This window comes from Brevundimonas sp. (genome assembly GCF_036732845.1).
GTDB lineage: Bacteria > Pseudomonadota > Alphaproteobacteria > Caulobacterales > Caulobacteraceae > Brevundimonas.
In genome coordinates this window covers 50,393-67,237 of sequence record NZ_DAINBO010000007.1, presented here as the reverse complement: position 1 = coordinate 67,237, position 16,845 = coordinate 50,393, and the positions used below count along the sequence as shown (strand labels likewise).

Below are 16,845 nucleotides of genomic sequence, written 5' to 3'. Positions count from 1 at the left end.
CCCCGCCCGACGGCGGCTAAGCCTGGACCATGCCTCCCCTTCGCGGCGTCCGCATTCTGGAATTCGACGGCCTAGGTCCGGTGACCTTCGCGGGCATGATGCTGGCCGACCTGGGGGCCGAGGTGCTGCGCCTGACCCGCGCCGACGGCGGCGGCGTGTTCCAGGATGTCGGCGGCGCCGTGCTGCACCGCGGACGGACGGCCGTTCCCGTCGATCTGAAGTCGCCAGAAGACCGCGAGCGTGTGCTGGCGCTGGCCGCGTCGGCCGATGCGGCGATCGAAGGCTTTCGGCCCGGCGTCATGGAGCGGCTGGGCCTGGGACCGGATGATCTGGCCGCGCGCAACGCCCGCCTGGTCTATGGCCGCGTCACCGGCTGGGGCCAGACCGGGCCGCTGGCGCATCAGGTCGGCCACGACATCAACTACATCGGCCTGACCGGCGTCCTTCATGCCATGGGCGAGCCGGATCGGCCGCCCCGTCCGCCGCTGAACCTGGTCGGCGACTATGGCGGCGGGGCCATGATGCTGGCGGTCGGGGTCCTGGCGGCCCTGGTCGAGGCGCGGACCACCGGGCGCGGGCGCGTCGTCGATGCGGCCATGACCGACGGGGCGGGCCTGCTGGCGGCCCTGTTCCCGGCCCTGGCGGCGCGCGGCCTGTGGTCGGAACGGCGCGGCGCGAACCTGCTGGACGGCGGCGCCCCCTTCTATCGCTGCTACGCCTGCCGGGACGGGCGGTTCGTGGCCGTCGGCGCCCTGGAGCCGCGCTTCTACGCCGCGCTGCTGGCCGGGCTGGACATCGATCCGGCCCAGGCGCCGCAGCACGATCCCGCCGCCTGGCCGGAGCTGCATGATCGGTTCGCGGCGATCTTCGCCACGCGGGACCGCGACGACTGGGCCGACCGTTTCGCCGCGACCGAGGCCTGCGTCACGCCGGTGCTGACCTTTGTCGAGGCGGCGGCGCATCCGCACAATCGGGCCAGGGGCGCCCATGTCGAGACCGGGATCGTCCAGCCCGCCCCCGCCCCGCGGTTCGACGGGGAGACCGCCCCTGTCTCAGCCGACCGTCCGGTCGAGACCCTGGACCAGGCCCTGGCGCGCTGGACCTAGGCGACGGCCGTCGCCGACGCCCGCTCGGCGCAGGCCATGTCCAGCGTCTCGGCCAGGACGGCGGCGTCGATGGGCTTGGTCAGGAAGGCATAGACCCCCGCCGCGTCCCAGGCGGCGCGATGCACGTCCATGGCGTTGGCGGTCAGGGCGATCACCGGCGTATCGGTATTGGCGCCGCGGGCGTGAATGCGGCGGGTCGCCTCCAGCCCGTCCATGATCGGCATCTGCATATCCATCAGGATGGCGTCGAACCGCTCCACCGCCGCCGCCTCGACCGCGTCGGCGCCGTTCTCGACCAACGTCAGGCGGCATCCGTGCGGCTCCAGCAACAGCCGCAGGATCTTGCGGTTCACCTCGTGATCGTCGGCGGCCAGGATCGAGCGACCGGCCAGGCCGACCGGCGCCGCGGCGGCGACGGCGACAGCGGCGTGGGACGACGGCGCGACCGTCGGCCGGGCCTCGCCGACGACGGTCATGGGCGTCGACAGACGGAAGGTCGAACCTTCACCCTCGACGCTTTCGGCCGTCAGGGTTCCGCCCATCAGCTCGGCCAGGCGGCGGCTGATCGTCAGACCCAGGCCGGTGCCGCCGAAGCGCCGGGTCGTGCCGGCGTCGGCCTGTTCAAAGCCGTCGAAGACCCGCGCCAGACGCGCCGCCGGAATGCCGCAACCGGTGTCATTCACGGCGATCTCGAGCCGGTCCCCGGCCCAGGCGGCGTCCAGGGCGATATGACCCTTGGCGGTGAATTTCACGGCGTTGGACAACAGGTTGAAGACGATCTGCTGGAACCGCAGCGGGTCGGTGCGCACCGTCTCCGGCAGGTCGGGCGCCAGGTTCAGCCGCATGCGCACGCCGTTGGCCGCGGCGCGGCCCTCCCACAGGCGGACCATGGCCGTCAGCTTGCTCTTCAGCTCCAGGTCGGCGGTCTCCAACTGCATCTTGCCGGCCTCGATCTTGGAGAAGTCCAGCACGTCGTTGAGCAGGCCCAGCAGCACGTCGCCCGCGTCGATCAGCATGTCGACATGCTCGCGCTGGGTCCTGTCCAGCCGTGTCCGACGCAACAGGTTGGCGGCCGTCACGACGGCGTTCATCGGCGTGCGGATCTCATGGCTGATCACCGCCAGGAAGTCGGATTTGGCGGCGCTGGCCACCTCGGCCTTGCGTCGCTCGCCCTGGGCCAGGTCGCCGGCCGCGCGCAGGGCCTTGGTCGTGTGCGAATTTTGCCGCACGGCCGCGACCAGATGGGCGACGTACATCAGCCCGCCGACGGCGATCAGGGCCAGCACCGGCTCGCGGAAGACCACGGCGCTGAGAATAGGCAAGCCCAGGAAATAGACGCCGTGCGGAATGACGGCCGACAGCAGCAAGGCCCGGCTGTGATGCATGTGCAGGCTGACGTGCAGCAGGCCGCCGGCCACCTGGATCATGGCGAAGACCCGGCCCGGCTCTCCGCCCCAAAACCACAGATAGGCGGCGATGCCGGAATAGAGAATCACATTCAGCGACGCGGAGACGCAGCACAGGATCTTGCGGCCTCGGCTCGGCTCCTTGTCCCGCGCCAGGCGCAGCGGACGAAAGACGATCCAGTCGGCGCCCTGCCCCACCGCCACGGCGCCGAACCAGACCAGCGGCCATATCGACGGCGCCGTGACCCAGGCCACCAGGCAGATGAAGGCCGCCAGGGCCAGCCGCGTGGGCAGTTCGCGAAAGCGAACCTGCGCCACCATGGCGTATGGCGTGCTGATCATCATGGCGCGCGATCCTCCGTTTCTTAGTCTGCGGGCCAAATCGAAAGGATTGGTTGAAGACCGGATGACGCGGCGCGGCGGGGCCGGTATGGAACAGTCAGGCCGTTCGAGCGTTGGCCGACCGACAGACGGGGGAATGCCGTGAACCGCAAGATCATCGCCGCCGCAGCCGCCTTCGGCCTGACCATGGGCCTGGCCGCCTGCGACAATTTCCAGGCGCCGCAGGATGAGACGGTCGAGACCGCCTCGGACATGGTCGAACCGACGGCGCCCGCCGCGGAAGAGGTCGCCGTCCCGGCCGCGGCCCCCAGCGCCACGGACCATCCGCCCGCCGACAACACCGCCTTGCCGCCCGAGAAACGCTCTTCGGAAGAGACGGTGAAACCGGAAAGCGAAACTCTGTTCTACTGACGCCATGTCGGCGCCACAGCCGCATGGAAAAGGCGGCCGCTCCGCCGTCGTCGCCACAGGGATTCGTTTGACCGTCAGGCCGCTTTCGCTGATCGCCGCCCTGGGCCTGTGGGCGGCTTGCGCCCTGTCCGCGGCTGCCGAGCCGCGCGCTCAGATCCGGGGCGAGATGGACGGCGCGCTGCGCGAACAGATCGTCCGCGCCGTCGGCGAGTCCGACGAACCGCCCGCCAATCGTTTCGAGGCCCGCCGCCGCGCGCGCGAGGCCGCCTCGGCCGCCGAAGCCCTGTTGCGCTCCGAAGGCTATTACCAGCCGACGCTGGAGGATGTGGTCGAAGGCGAGACCAGCCCGGTCGCCGTCGTTCAGATCACGCCCGGCCGCCGTTTCGTCCTGACCACGGCGACGATCAACTGGCTGGCGCCGGAGCCGTCCGACGAAGCCGCCGCCGTCGCCGCGTCCGAGGTGCGGATGACGCCCGGTGATCCGGGCCGCGCCGTCGATGTGATCGCCGCCGAGGGCCGCATCATCGCGGGCCTGACGCGCCTGGGCTACGCCGACGCCAGGACCGAGCCGCGCCGGGTGGTGGTCGACCACGCGGCCTTCACCGTCAACCCGACCTACAACGTCTCGGCCGGGCCGCTGGTCAAGCTGGACGGCGTGTTGGTCGACACGCGCGGGCCGACCAATCCGCGCTGGGTCGCCGGCCTGGCGCCCTGGTCCGAGGGCGACCGCTATGATCCCGACGACGTCGCCGAACTGGAGCGCCGCCTGCTGGAGACCGGCGTCTATGACGGCGTCGGCGTGGCCCTGGCCCCGCCGGAGCGCACCAACGCCGACGGCCATCGCCCGATCATCGTCACCCTGACCGACCGGTCGCGGCGCATCACCGAGGCGGGGGCCACCTTCTCGACCGCCGAAGGCTCGGGCGTGGACGTGATCCAGACCCGCTACAACCGCCTGGGCCGCGCCGACACCCTGCGGATGGAGGTCCGGCTGGCCGACGTCGACAGCCGCATCGGCGCCGATCTCAGCCTGCCGCACTGGGGCGTCGCGGGACGCACGCTGCGCCTGTCCGCCGCCGCCGTGAACGAAGACACCGAGGCCTATCGCCGGATCGCCCTGGTCCTGGCCGCCGATCTGCAACAGCGCATCGGCAAGACCTCCTGGTTCAGCTACGGCGTCGGCCTGGACGCGGGCCATTACACCCAGACGCGGTTCGATCCCCTGACCAACCAGCCGGTGGTGTTCGATCAGAACCTCGCCGTCCTGACCGGCCGCGCCGGGGCCTATTGGGACCAGTCGAACGATCCGCTGGACCCGACCTCGGGCTGGCGCATCACCGCCTCGGCCCAGCCCACCGCCGTGGCGGGCGACGCCTCGGCCCTGTTCCTGAAGGCGGAGACCCAGGGCACGGTCTATGCGCCGATAGACGAGGCCGCCCGCACCGTGATCGCCGCGCGCCTGCGTCTCGGCTCCATCGTCGGCGCCGGCGAGCTGAGCGTGCCGTCGGATCGGCTGTTCTATTCCGGCGGCGGCGGCTCGGTGCGCGGCTATGAGTATCAGGGCGTGGCCCCGCGCCTGCCCGACAAGACGCCGCGCGGCGGCACCAGCCTGTTCGAGACCTCGGTCGAGGTGCGGCGCGAGGTCGGCCACGGCTTCCAGGCGGTCGCCTTCATTGACGCGGGTTCGATCGGCTTCGACGAGATTCCCGACTTCGCCAATCTGCGCTACGGCGCGGGCTTCGGCGTGCGCTACAAACTGCCCTTCGGCCCGATCCGCGCCGATGTCGCCTTCCCCCTGGACCGGCGGCCGGGCGACGCCGATTTCCAGATCTATGTCTCGATCGGACAGGCGTTTTGACCGAGACCCCGCCGACAGACGCGCCTGAGACGCCCGCCGAGCCGAAGGCGAAACGGACCTGGCCGCGCCGGGCGGCCTTCATCGTCGGCGGCGTGGTCGCGGGCCTGTTGGCGCTGCTGATCGTCGGCTTCGTCGGCGGGCGCGCCTATCTGCGATCCGATGCCGGGCGCGCGTGGATCACCCGTCTCGTCGACGGCCAGAAGTTGAGCCGCTACGGACGCCTCCACATCGAGGGCCTGCGCGGCGATCTGTTCGACGATTTCAGCGTGGACCGCGTCACCGTGACCGATGCGAACGGCGTCTGGCTGGAGGCGGCCGACATCCGTGTGGACTGGTCCTATGGGCCGTTGCTGCTGCGCCGTTTTCACGCCCAGGACATTTCGGCCGCGCGCATCCGCCTGATCCGCCGCCCCCTGGTCGAACCCTCGACCGAGCCGTCCAAGCCCATGCCGCTGGGCATCGACATCGACCGGTTCTCGGCCAATGTCGAACTGGAGGAAGGCTTCAGCCGGGAATACGGCCGGTGGCGGCTGACCGGGTCCGCCGCCGTGCCGCGCAAGGGGTCCAAGACGGCCGAGATCGACGCCTACAGCCTGACACGACGCGGCGACTATCTGCGCGGCGCGGCGACCTTCGGCGACCAGCCGACCGACCTGCGGCTGAACCTGCGCGCCAATGAGGCCCAGGGCGGGCCGATCGCCGGCGCGCTGGGCTATTCGCCGAACCAGCCCTTCTCGGCCGTGGCCGTGGTCAATGGCGAGGTCGTCGACGCCCGCGTGACCAGCGGCCGCTACACGCCCCTGATCGTGCGCGGCCGTTACGGCGCCGAGGGAACGCGCATCAGCGGCTTCTTCGATTTCAGCGGTTCGGACCTGCTGGCGCCCTTGGCGCGCCGTGTCGGGCCGACCGCCCGTTTCGGCCTGGCCGCCATCCCGGACCCCAGGCGCGAGGGCCGACAGGGCGTGGGCTGGCGGCTGATCGCCGAGAACCTGAATTCGAGCGCGCGCGGGGTCATCCGCCTCAAGGAGCGTGACGCGCCCGAAGGCGTGCGGCTCGAGATCTCGACCCCCTCGCTGACGCGGCTGGCCGGAACGGGACTGGCGGGTCCGGCCGTCTATGCCGGCGTCTTCAAGGGCGACGTCGAGACCTGGTCGATCGACGGCGGGGTCAGCCTGTTGAACGCCTCCGTCGCCAGTTATCGGGCCGCGCGGATCGCCGGGCCGCTGGACTTCGCCGTCGACAAGGAGCGGCTGGAGATCGAGACCGACCTGCGCGCGACGGGCGGATCAAGCGCCGGCGTGATCGGCGCCCTGCTGGGTTCGGCGCCGCGCCTCCAGGCGACGGCGGTGCGACAGGCCGACGGCGCCGTCGTGTTGCGCCGCATCGACGCCGACGGTCAGGCGCTGACCGTGCGGGGAGCCGGCGGGCGTGCTCTGAACGGCGGGCTGAACTTCCGGGGCCAGGCGCGGATCACCGACCTGTCGCGCCTGCATCGCGGCGCGCGCGGCGCCTTCGGCGGCGACATCCAGGCCTCGATGGCGCGCACCGGCGCGCCCTGGACTCTCGGCTTCGACGGGCGCGGCGCGCGCCTTGTCACTGGCCAGGCCGAGCTGGACCGCCTGTTGGGGACCTCGCCGCGTCTTCAGTTGGCGGGCTTGCTGCGGGATGGGCGCATCGAACTGAACGACGGCCGCCTGACCGGCGCCCAGGGCCGCGCCTCGGCCAAGGGACTGATCGAGACCGACGGCCGCCTGCGCCTGGCGCTGGACTGGGCCGCGCAAGGGCCGTTCGCCGCCGGGCCGGTCGAGATCGGCGGCGCCATGACCGGAAACGGCGCCCTGACCGGCACCCTGGCCCAGCCGCGCGCCGACCTGACCGCCGCCCTGGATCGCGTCGACGCCGGCGCGCTGAAACTGACCCAGGCGCGGCTGATCCTCAGCTTCCGCAAGGGCGCGAACAGTTCCGACGGCCGCATCGCCGTCACCGCCGGATCGAACTATGGTCCCGCCCGCGCCTCGGGCGACTTCTTCCTGGGCGGTCCCAGCATCCGCCTGACCGATGTGGACCTGGACGCGGGCGGCGTCACGGCGCGCGGCGCCGTGGCCCTGTCGCGTCATACGCCGTCCAGCGCCGATCTGACCTTCACGGCCCGGCCGGGCGCCTTCCTGGCCTCAGGCGCGGCCGACGGCCGCATCCGCCTGACCGAGGGCGGCGGCGACGACAGCGCCATCCTGGACGTCAACGCCCGCAACGTCCGCCTGGCCGGATCGACCTATGTCATTCGCAGCCTGGACCTGGACGGGCGCGGCACGCTGGACCGCCTGCCCTTCACCCTGGCGCTCGACGTCGGCGGCGCCACGCCGGTGCAGTTCAACGGCGCGGGCGTCTATGCCCGCGAGGACCAGGCGCACAGCATCGTCCTGCGCGGCGGCGGCCGGGTGCGCGAGGTCGCCTTCACTACCCGTAATCCCGCCGTCATCGCCCTGTCGGGCGACGGCCGCGTGGCGCGACTGGACCTGAACGTCGGCGGGGGCGTGCTGCTGGGCGAACTGCGTCAGGATTCCGGCGCCGCCATCCTCCAGGCCGATCTGACCAGCGTCGAACTCGGCTCCATCGCGCCTGACCTGCGCGGCCGGGTCACCGGCAAGGTGTCGCTGCGCGGTTCGGGCGGCGACCTGTCCGGCTCGGCCAACGTCAATCTGCAGAACGTCCGCAGCATCGACGCCCCCGCCGGCCTGGCCGTCGACGGCGAGTTGAACGCCTATCTGGTCAATGACGAACTGCGCCTCCAGGCCAATGTGCAGGACGAGGGCGCCGTCTCGGCCGAGGCCGATGTGGTGCTGCCGGTCGAGGCCTCGGCCGCGCCGCTGCGTCTGGCGATCGCCCGCACCCGGCCGATGTCGGGCACGGTGTCCGCCCAGGGCCAGATCCAGCCGATCTGGGACCTGTTCTTCGGCGGCGAGCGCGCCCTGGCGGGCCAGGTGGACGCCCGCGCCACCCTGGCGGGCACGGTGAACGAGCCGCGCCTGAACGGCCGGTTGAACCTGGCCCAGGGATCGTTCAGCGACAGCCAGACCGGCCTGCGCCTGACCGACGTGACCCTGGCCAGCCGGTTCGACGACACCACGGCCCTGGTGGAGACCTTCACGGCCGCCGACAACGGGCGCGGCCGTGTGACCGGCCAGGGCCGCATCGGCCTGCGCCAGGGTTCGGGTTCGACCTTCCAGCTTCAGTTGGCCAATTTCCAGATCCTGGACAACGACCTGGCCCAGGCCCGCGCCTCCGGTCCCCTGACCGTGGTGCGCGGCGAGGACGGCAACATCCAACTGACCGGCCGCATCGACATCGACGAGGGCCGCATCGAGGCCAATCCGCCGGGGTCCAACGGCATCGTCCGCATGGACGTGGTCGAGGTCAACCGGCCCGGCGGCGACGAGGAAGAGGATGTCGAACGCACGGCGCGCGGTCCCCAGATCGGCCTGGACATCCAACTGCGTTCGTCCAGCGGACGCGTGCGCGTGATCGGGCGCGGTCTGAACGTCGAAATGGACGTGAACGCCCGCATCCAGGGCGTCATCACCCGACCGGTGCTCAGCGGCACGGCCGGGGTGGTGCGCGGCGACTATGAGTTCGCGGGCAAGCGGTTCGTGTTCGATGATCGCGGCGTGGTCACCCTGTCGACCGACCCCCAGCGCATCCGGCTGAACCTGTCGGCGATGCGCGAGGACCCGGCCCTGACGGCCACCATCCGCGTCACCGGCACGGCCGCCTCGCCCGAGATCGAGCTGACCTCTACGCCGTCGCTGCCGCAGGACGAAATCCTGTCGCAAGTGCTGTTCGGCCGGTCGGCCTCGCAACTGTCGGCCTTCGAGGCGGCCCAGTTGGCGGCGGGGGTGGCGGCCCTGGCGGGCGGCGGCGGCTTCGACGTGATCGGAAATCTGCGCGAACTGGCGGGGTTGGACCGGCTGTCGTTCGGCGGCCAGGCCTCGGCCCTGACGGTCGCGGGCGGACGCTATATCACCGATGACGTCTATCTGGAGATCATCGGCGGCGGCGAAGGCGGCGCGGCGGTGAACGTCGAATGGCAGGTGCGCCGCAACCTGGCGATCAGCTCCAAATTCGGCGGCCAGGGCGAGGCCAGCCTGTCGATCCGCTGGCGTCGGTCATCCCGCCCGCCGGGCGCCCGCGACGACGACCGACGGCAGAACCGTTAGATGATCTCCAGCACCGTCTCGGGCGGACGGCCGACGCGCACGCCCTTGCCGCTCTCGGCCACGGGGCGCTCGACCAGGATCGGATCGGCGATCATCGCCGCGATCAGGGCCTCGTCGGCCACACCCTTCAGCGCCGCCGCGCCCGGCTCCTTGGCGCGCAACAGGGCGCGCACCCCGCCCACGCCCTGGGCCAGCCGCTCCAGCGTCGGCCGGTCCCAGCCGGTCTTCAGATATTCGACGACGGTCGGTTCGACGCCGCGTTCCCGCAACATCTCCAGCGAGGCCCGCGAGGTGCTGCAACGGGGGTTGTGATACAGGGTCACGGACATGGGCGTCTCCTTCACGGCCCGATCTAGTGTCGTCGGGCGGCTATCGCCAGTGCGCGACCTTCACCTTTGCCCTTCGCCCGTCTAGGGTCCGCGCCGATGCGGATTCTCGAAGCAGACCAGGCCGTGCTCGACCATGTCGCGGCGCGGGCCGACGCCTTGACGGCGCGCGCCGTCGCCTGGGCCGAGGTCAACTCCGGCAGCAAGAACGGCCAGGGTCTGAACCGGGTGCTGGACCTGCTGGAGACCCAGGCCAAGACTCTGCCCGCCGTGGTCGAGCGCATTCCCACCGCCGGATCGACCACCGTCGCCGACGACGGCTCGGTGCGCGCCGAAGCCCACGCCGACGCCCTGAAGATCACCGCCCGGCCCGAGGCGCCGATCCAGGTCGTGCTGACCGGTCATTATGACACCGTCTTCCCGGTCGAGAGCGCGTTCCAGCGCGTGGTCACGCGGCCTGACGGCGCCCTGAACGGCCCTGGGATCGCCGACATGAAGGGCGGGATCAGCGTGCTGCTGGGCGCGCTGGAGGCGTTCGAGACCCACCCGGAGCGCCACCGCGTCGGCTGGACCGTGCTGCTCAGCCCCGACGAAGAGATCGGCTCGCCCGCCTCGGCGCCGCTGCTGGCCGAACTGGGCGCGCGCGGCCATGTCGGCCTGACCTATGAACCGTCCCTGCCCGACGGCACCCTTGCGGGCGCCCGCAAGGGCAGCGGAAACTTCCACCTGACCGTCACCGGCAAGGCCGCCCACGCCGGACGCGCCTTCGACGAGGGGCGCAACGCCATCGCCGGCGCGGCCATGATCGCCGCCGCCCTGCACGCGCTGAACGGCCAGAGGGAGGGCGTCAGCGTCAATGTCGCCAAGATCTCGGGCGGCGGCCCGCTGAACGTCGTCGCCGACAACGCCGTGGTGCGTTGGAACGTGCGCGTGCCGGATCAAGCCGCGTCGGACTGGATCGTCGAACAGATCGACCGCCTGGTCGCCACGCCGCCGTTCGAGGGGCTGTCGCTGCATCTGCACGGCGGCTTCACTCGTCCGCCCAAGCCGATGGACGCGGCCCAGACAGAACTGTTCGAGGCCGTGCGCCGCGCGGGCGTGCTGCTGAACCAGTCCATCGCCTGGAAGTCGTCGGGCGGGGTGTGCGAGGGCAATAATCTGCACGCCGCGGGCCTGCCCAATATCGACACCCTGGGGGTCATCGGCGGCGACATCCATTCGGACCAGGAATACGCCTGGCCCGCCAGCTTCGCCGAACGCGCCCGGCTGTCGGCCCTGATCCTGTGCAAGATCGCCTCGGGCGAGATCGACGCGGCGCGGCTGAAGGCCCTGCGTCTGGAGTCCCTGTAAATGCTTGTCGTTCGTCCCGCCGGTCCCGCCGACCTGGATCATCTGCTGGAGCTGGCCATCCTGTCCGGTCCCGGCTTCACCAGCCTGCCGGAAGACCCGGATCAACTGGCCGAACGCCTGGACCTGAGCCGTGACAGCTTCGGCGGCAAGGTTCCCGCGCCCGAGCGCTGGTACACCCTGATGCTGGAAGAGACCGACACCGGCGACGTCGACGGCATCGGCTCGGTCAAGGCGGCCGTGGGGCTGAAGCGGCCCTTCTTCTCGTTCCGCATCGTCAGCAACGCGGCCCAGTCGCCGTCGCTGGGGCTGAAGCTGGATCATCAGACGCTGGTGCTAGTCAATGAATGCACCGGCTGGTCCGAGGTCGGCTCTCTGTTCCTGAAGGCCGACCGCAGGAGGGGCGGCGCGGGCCGCCTGCTCAGCCAGTCGCGCTACATGCTGATCGGGGCCGAGCCGGACCTGTTCGCCGACACGGTTCTGGCCGAACTGCGCGGCGTCTTCACCCCCGACGGCGCCTGCCCCTTCTGGGACCATGTGGCGCACAAATTCTTCCCGATGGACTTCGACCATGCCGACATGATGACCGGCTCGACCGACAAACAGTTCATCCTGGACCTGGCCCCGCGCCACCCGATCTATGTCGAGCTGCTGCCTGAACCCGCCCGCGCCGTGATCGGCAAGGTGCATCCGCAAGGGGTGCCGGCCATGGCCCTGCTGGAAAGCGAAGGCTTCCGGCCCAACGGCCTGATCGACATCTTCGACGCCGGTCCCACCGTCACCTGCGGCCGCGACAACATCCGCACCGTCCGCGACGCGCGCCCGATGACCGTCGCCCTGGCCGACGAGGTCGAGACCGAATTGCCCGCCCTGATCTCGACCGCCGCCGTCTCGGGTTTCCGCGCCGTGCGCCAGAAGGCCCAGATCGACGGGGACGTCGCCATCCTGTCGCGCGAGACCGCCGACGCCCTGAAGGTGCGGCCCGGCGACACGGTGCGGGTGAAGTCATGAAAGGCGCGCACCCTTCCCTTCCCCCCTTGCGGGGGAAGGTGGGCGCCGGAGGCGCTCGGATGGGGGGGCTGGTTCCGCCCGCTCATCGTCAAACCCTCAGCCTGAAATCTGACAGTCCCCCCATCCGTCTCGCTCTGCGAGCCACCTTCCCCCGCAAGGGGGGAAGGGGAGTTTTTGCATGACCAGCTTTGCTTCAACCGACCCCGCCACCGGCGAAACCGTCTGGGAAGGCGACGCCGCCTCGCCCGCTCAGGTCCAGGCCGCCGCCGGCGCCGCCCGCGCCGCCTTCCCCGACTGGGCCGACCGCCCGCGCGCCGAACGGATCGACGCCGTCAAACGCTATCAGTCAGTGCTGAAGGATCGATCGGAAACCATCGCCGAGACCATCAGCCGCGAGACCGGCAAGGCCCTGTGGGAGACCAAGACCGAGGTCGCCGCCATGGTCGGCAAGGTCGACATCTCGATCCGCGCCTATGACGAGCGCACCGGCGAACGCCAGGCCGACACCGCCTTCGGCCGCGCCGCCCTGCGCCATCGCCCGCATGGGGTGGCGGCGGTGCTGGGACCCTTCAACTTCCCCGGCCATCTGCCTAACGGCCACATCGTTCCGGCCCTGCTGGCGGGCGACACCGTGGTGTTCAAGCCGTCGGAGGAAACCCCCGCCGTCGGTCAGGCCATGGCCGAGGCCTTCGCCGCCGCCGATCTGCCCCGCGGCGTGGTCAATGTGGTTCAGGGCGGGCGCGACACGGGCGCGGCCCTGCTGGATGCGGGCATCGACGCCCTGATGTTCACCGGCTCGGGCGCGGCGGGCGCGCATTTCCGGCGCAAATTCGCCGACGATCCGCACGTCATCCTGGCGCTGGAGCTGGGCGGCAACAATCCGCTGGTGGTGTGGGACGCCGCCGACGCCGAGGCCGTGGCGACCCTGGTGGTGCAATCCGCCTTCATCACCACCGGCCAGCGCTGTTCCTGCGCACGGCGCCTGATCCTGCCCGAGGGACCGCGCGGCGATGCGATCATCCAGGCCGTCGTCGCTCTGGCCGACCGTTTGAATTTCGCCCCCTGGAACAGCGATCCCGAGCCTTACGCCGGGCCTCTGATCTCGGAGACGGCGGCCAAGGGCGCGCTGAAGGCCCTGCAAGACCGCATCGACCTGGGCGCCAAGGTCATCCGCGCCTCTGGCCCGGTCGGCAATCTGCCCGGCGCCTTCGTGGGACCGGCCGTCATCGACGTCACCGGCGTCGATGTGCCCGACGAAGAGATCTTCGCCCCCTTCCTGTCGGTCACCCGCGTCGGATCGTTCGACGCCGCCGTCGAAGCCGCCAACGCCACCCGCTACGGCCTGTCGGCGGGCCTGGTCAGCGACGATCCGAAGAACTGGGACCGTTTCATCCGCCGCATCCGCGCCGGGGTGGTCAATTTCAACCGCCCGACCACCGGGGCGGCGGGCGACATGCCCTTCGGCGGCCTGGGCGCCAGCGGCAACCACCGGCCCAGCGCCTATTACGCCGCCGACTATTGCGCCTATCCGGTCGCCAGTTTCGAGGCCGGATCGGTCCAGAACATCACCGGCGAGATCAAGGGACTGCTGGCGTGAGCGCCGTCGAGGCCAACGCCGACGGCCTGATCGGGCCGACACATTCCTACGCCGGTCTGTCGCCGGGCAATCTGGCCTCCAGCCTGAACAAGGGCGAGGCGTCCAACCCGCGCGCGGCGGTGTTGCAGGGCCTGGACAAGATGAAGCGTCTGGCCGACCTGGGCCTGCCCCAGTTCGTGCTGCCGCCGCACGAGCGGCCGGACATCCCCTTCCTGCGCGCGCTGGGCTTTTCCGGCACGGACGCCCAGGTGCTGGAGCAGGCGTGGAAGGACGCGCCGTCCTTCGCCGCCGCCGCCTGTTCGGCCTCGCCCATGTGGGCCGCCAACGCCGCGACGGTGACGCCATCGGCCGACGCCGCCGACGGCCGCGCGCACTTCACCCCGGCGAACCTGATCACCAACCTGCACCGCAGCCTGGAGCACGCCCAGACCAAGCGCGCGCTGGACGCCCTGTTTCCCGATCCGGCCCGTTTCGCCGTCCATGACGCCCTGCCGTCCGTCGCCCACCTGGCTGACGAGGGCGCGGCCAATCACGTGCGGCTGTGCGCCGATCACGGGTCGCCAGGCGTCAATCTGCTGGTTTGGGGCCGCGAGGCCTGGGAGCATTGGGACGGTCCCTATCCGGCCCGTCAGACGCGCGAAGCTTCGGAAGCCCTGGCCCGCCGTCACGGCGCCAGCGGCGCGGTGCTGGCGCGCCAGTCGCGCGCGGCCATCGCCGGGGGGACCTTCCATAACGACGTGGTCTGCGTCGGGGCGCTGGACACCCTGTTCCACCACGAACTGGCCTTCGAGGACACGGCGGCGGTCCAGGCCGACATCCGCCGCGCCGCCCAGGGGTTCGAGCCGCGCTTCGTCGAGGTCTCGACCGCCGACCTGCCCCTGGCCGACGCCATCTCCAGCTATCTGTTCAACTCCATGCTGGTGTCGATCCCCGGCCGGGACCGACTGACCCTGATCTGCCCGACCGAGACGCGCGACAACCCGCGCAGCCATGCGGTCGCGCAAGGCCTGGCAGCCTCCAACGGCCCGATCGGCCATGTCGATTACGTCGATGTGCGCCAGTCGATGCGCAACGGCGGCGGCCCGGCCTGTCTGCGCCTGCGCGTGGTGCTGACCGACGACGAACTGGCGGCGGTGAACCCGGCCATGCGTCTGACCGACGAACTGCACGGCGCGCTCAGCGTCTGGGCCTTGCGCTGGTATCGCGACAGCCTGACCGCGCGCGACCTGGCCGATCCGGCCCTGCTGGACGAGACGCGGGGCGCGCTGGACGAACTGACCGCCATCCTGGGCCTCGGCTCGGGCTTCTATCCGTTCCAGAGGGACTGATCCAAAGCCCGAGGGGCGACATGAGACGACTGAGCATCATCTGCGGGGCGGCCAGTCTGGTCATCCTGGCGACGGCCACCGTGGTCGGCGGCTTGGTCTATGCGGACTATGACCACCTGACGCAGTTCATCAGCGAACTGGGCGCGAACGGGGCGGTCACCAGCCGCCTGGTCAGCCTGGCCTTCATCGCTTCGGGCACGTTGCTCGCCCTGTTCTGGCTGTCGGCGATGACCCAGTTGCCCCGGACGCCGCTGGCCGTCATCGGTTTCGGTCTCAGCGCGCTGAACGGTCTGGGCCTGATGTTCGGCGGGGTCTTTCCCTGCGACTTTGAATGCGCGTTCATCGATCACAGCCCGACGGCGACGCTGCATGACGCCCTGAGCGGCGTCGGCTATCTGTGCGGCGTGGCGGGGGTCTTCCTGATCGCCCTGTCGGCCCGCCGCTGGTCCCGCCACCGCTATCTGTTCCCCCTGGGCATGGCCTGCGCCGTACCCGCCATCCTCGCCATCGGCTTCATTCACCCCGCCTTTGAATGGCGCGGCGCGGCCCAGCGGGTGGTCGAACTGGGCCTGGCCTTGTTCGCCGTCGGCGTCATCCTGGCCCTGGTGCGGGATATGAGGCGCGCGGGTTAGGCCGCGAAACGTCCGCCCTTGGCGGCATAGGCCTGGGTGCCGTGCGTGAAGACCGCGTCTGTCGGCAGGACCGCTTCGATGGCGATGTCTTCGGCGCCCTTCAGACGGTCGTAGATCGGGCCGAAGTCCTTCAGCGTCTCGCGCTTCAACTGTTCGATCGAATCGATGACGAAATAGACCTGTTGGAAGTCGTCGATGCGGTACAGGGTCCGCATCACCCGCTCCAGATCAAAGCCCAACCGGTTCGGCGACGGGTCCTCCAGCGAGAAGACGCTCTCGGTCGCCGACGACACGATGCCCGCGCCGTAGATGCGCAACTGGTCGTTCTCGCGCACCAGGCCGAACTCGACCGTGTACCAGTACAGCCGCGCCAGGTTCTGCAACATGCCCAGCGAGACGGCCCGCTGTCCGCCCTTGCCGTAGGCCTCCATATAGGCGGCGAAGTCGGGATCGGTCAGCATCGGCACATGGCCGAAGACATCGTGGAAGATGTCCGGCTCTTGCAGATAGTCCAACTGGTCCGGGCGACGGATGAACTGACCCGAGACGAAGCGACGGTTGGCCAGATGGTCGAAGAAGACCTCGTCCGGCACCAGGCCCGGCACGCAGACGACGGTCCAGCCGGTCAGGGCCTGCAGCTTGGGATTCATCACCGCGAAGTCGGGAATGCCGCCGGTGTTCAGGTCCAGCGCGTCCAAGCCCTTGAAGAAGGCGTCGGCGGCGCGGCCGGGCAGGATCTTCATCTGCCGGGCGTACAGCGTGTCCCAGGTCTTGTGTTCGACCTCGGTGTAGGCGCGCCAGTTCTGGGGGATGGTCCAGTCAGCCGCGGCGCCTTGCGGCGGCTGTTCAAAGACGTGTTCAAAATCGGACATGACGGACTCTCACGCATTCCGGCTCTGGCGGCCTTTCGCCTAGTCTAACGCGTGCGGGGCGGGGTCGTCATCAGTGGATCGGCTGCGATTTCGGCGCATGGCGTCCCTGGGCGTCGATGGTGAACCAGCGGTGCTGGTCCGCCTGGGACAGGGGCATGACGTCGGGATCGTATTCCAGCACCTCTTCGGCCGCATAGGCCAGGAAGCCGCCCTCGGTCCCCATGACGAAGACGCGATAGAAGGGCTGGGCCGGTTTGTCCGGTCCCGGCGCGGCCGGATCGCCCGCATAGCTGGGATCGACGTCCATCACCACGCCGCGAAAGGCGGCGTCGCGGTGACGCACGATCTGGCCGAGGCTGAATTTGGCGGACAGGGGCTGGGTCATGCGCCGACCC

13 protein-coding genes are annotated in these 16,845 nt (G+C 70.5%); 9 read left to right on the top strand and 4 right to left on the bottom strand.

Annotated features, from left to right (window positions below):
- Positions 1 to 29: 29 nt before the first annotated feature.
- Positions 30 to 1,106 (top strand): CaiB/BaiF CoA transferase family protein, encoded by a 1,077-nt coding sequence (locus V7D63_RS04255; RefSeq protein ID WP_333591016.1) that lies wholly within the window; start codon positions 30 to 32, stop codon positions 1,104 to 1,106.
- Here the strand turns inward: V7D63_RS04255 and V7D63_RS04250 are convergent.
- The gene (locus V7D63_RS04250) at positions 1,103 to 2,854 is read right to left on the bottom strand and encodes an ATP-binding protein (protein ID WP_333591015.1); all 1,752 of its coding nucleotides are present in this window, start codon (positions 2,852 to 2,854) and stop codon (positions 1,103 to 1,105) included. The genes V7D63_RS04255 and V7D63_RS04250 overlap by 4 nt on opposite strands.
- Before the next feature lie 141 nt (positions 2,855 to 2,995).
- On the opposite strand from V7D63_RS04250, the gene V7D63_RS04245 reads away from it, so the two are divergent.
- The 3 genes from V7D63_RS04245 (at position 2,996) to V7D63_RS04235 (ending at position 9,337) form a co-directional block, all read left to right on the top strand.
- The gene (locus V7D63_RS04245; RefSeq protein ID WP_333591014.1) at positions 2,996 to 3,265 is read left to right on the top strand and encodes a hypothetical protein; all 270 of its coding nucleotides are present in this window, start codon (positions 2,996 to 2,998) and stop codon (positions 3,263 to 3,265) included.
- A 67-nt stretch (positions 3,266 to 3,332) separates the two neighbouring features.
- Entirely contained in the window at positions 3,333 to 5,123 is a 1,791-nt protein-coding gene (locus tag V7D63_RS04240; protein WP_333591013.1) for an autotransporter assembly complex protein TamA, read from the top strand.
- The gene (locus V7D63_RS04235; protein WP_333591012.1) at positions 5,120 to 9,337 is read left to right on the top strand and encodes a translocation/assembly module TamB domain-containing protein; all 4,218 of its coding nucleotides are present in this window, start codon (positions 5,120 to 5,122) and stop codon (positions 9,335 to 9,337) included. The genes V7D63_RS04240 and V7D63_RS04235 overlap by 4 nt, the downstream gene beginning before the upstream one ends.
- Here the strand turns inward: V7D63_RS04235 and V7D63_RS04230 are convergent.
- Entirely contained in the window at positions 9,334 to 9,666 is a 333-nt protein-coding gene (locus V7D63_RS04230; RefSeq protein ID WP_333591011.1) for an arsenate reductase family protein, read from the bottom strand. The genes V7D63_RS04235 and V7D63_RS04230 overlap by 4 nt on opposite strands.
- Before the next feature lie 96 nt (positions 9,667 to 9,762).
- On the opposite strand from V7D63_RS04230, the gene V7D63_RS04225 reads away from it, so the two are divergent.
- The 5 genes from V7D63_RS04225 (at position 9,763) to V7D63_RS04205 (ending at position 15,578) form a co-directional block, all read left to right on the top strand.
- Positions 9,763 to 11,013 (top strand): hydrolase, encoded by a 1,251-nt coding sequence (locus V7D63_RS04225; protein ID WP_333591010.1) that lies wholly within the window; start codon positions 9,763 to 9,765, stop codon positions 11,011 to 11,013.
- The gene (locus tag V7D63_RS04220) at positions 11,014 to 12,021 is read left to right on the top strand and encodes an arginine N-succinyltransferase (RefSeq protein WP_333591009.1); all 1,008 of its coding nucleotides are present in this window, start codon (positions 11,014 to 11,016) and stop codon (positions 12,019 to 12,021) included.
- Positions 12,022 to 12,199: 178 nt separating this feature from the next.
- Entirely contained in the window at positions 12,200 to 13,618 is a 1,419-nt protein-coding gene (gene astD / locus V7D63_RS04215) for a succinylglutamate-semialdehyde dehydrogenase (RefSeq protein ID WP_333591008.1), read from the top strand.
- Entirely contained in the window at positions 13,615 to 14,946 is a 1,332-nt protein-coding gene (astB, locus tag V7D63_RS04210; protein ID WP_333591007.1) for an N-succinylarginine dihydrolase, read from the top strand. Before astD ends, astB begins: the two co-directional genes overlap by 4 nt.
- A 20-nt stretch (positions 14,947 to 14,966) precedes the next feature.
- The gene (locus V7D63_RS04205; RefSeq protein WP_333591006.1) at positions 14,967 to 15,578 is read left to right on the top strand and encodes a DUF998 domain-containing protein; all 612 of its coding nucleotides are present in this window, start codon (positions 14,967 to 14,969) and stop codon (positions 15,576 to 15,578) included.
- Here the strand turns inward: V7D63_RS04205 and phhA are convergent.
- Together phhA and hspQ are read right to left on the bottom strand one after the other, a co-directional pair.
- Positions 15,575 to 16,450 (bottom strand): phenylalanine 4-monooxygenase, encoded by an 876-nt coding sequence (gene phhA, locus V7D63_RS04200; protein ID WP_333591005.1) that lies wholly within the window; start codon positions 16,448 to 16,450, stop codon positions 15,575 to 15,577. The genes V7D63_RS04205 and phhA overlap by 4 nt on opposite strands.
- Positions 16,451 to 16,520: 70 nt before the next feature.
- Positions 16,521 to 16,835, bottom strand: coding sequence for a heat shock protein HspQ (gene hspQ / locus V7D63_RS04195; RefSeq protein ID WP_333591004.1), 315 nt, complete (start codon positions 16,833 to 16,835; stop codon positions 16,521 to 16,523).
- Between the last annotated feature and the right edge of the window lie 10 nt (positions 16,836 to 16,845).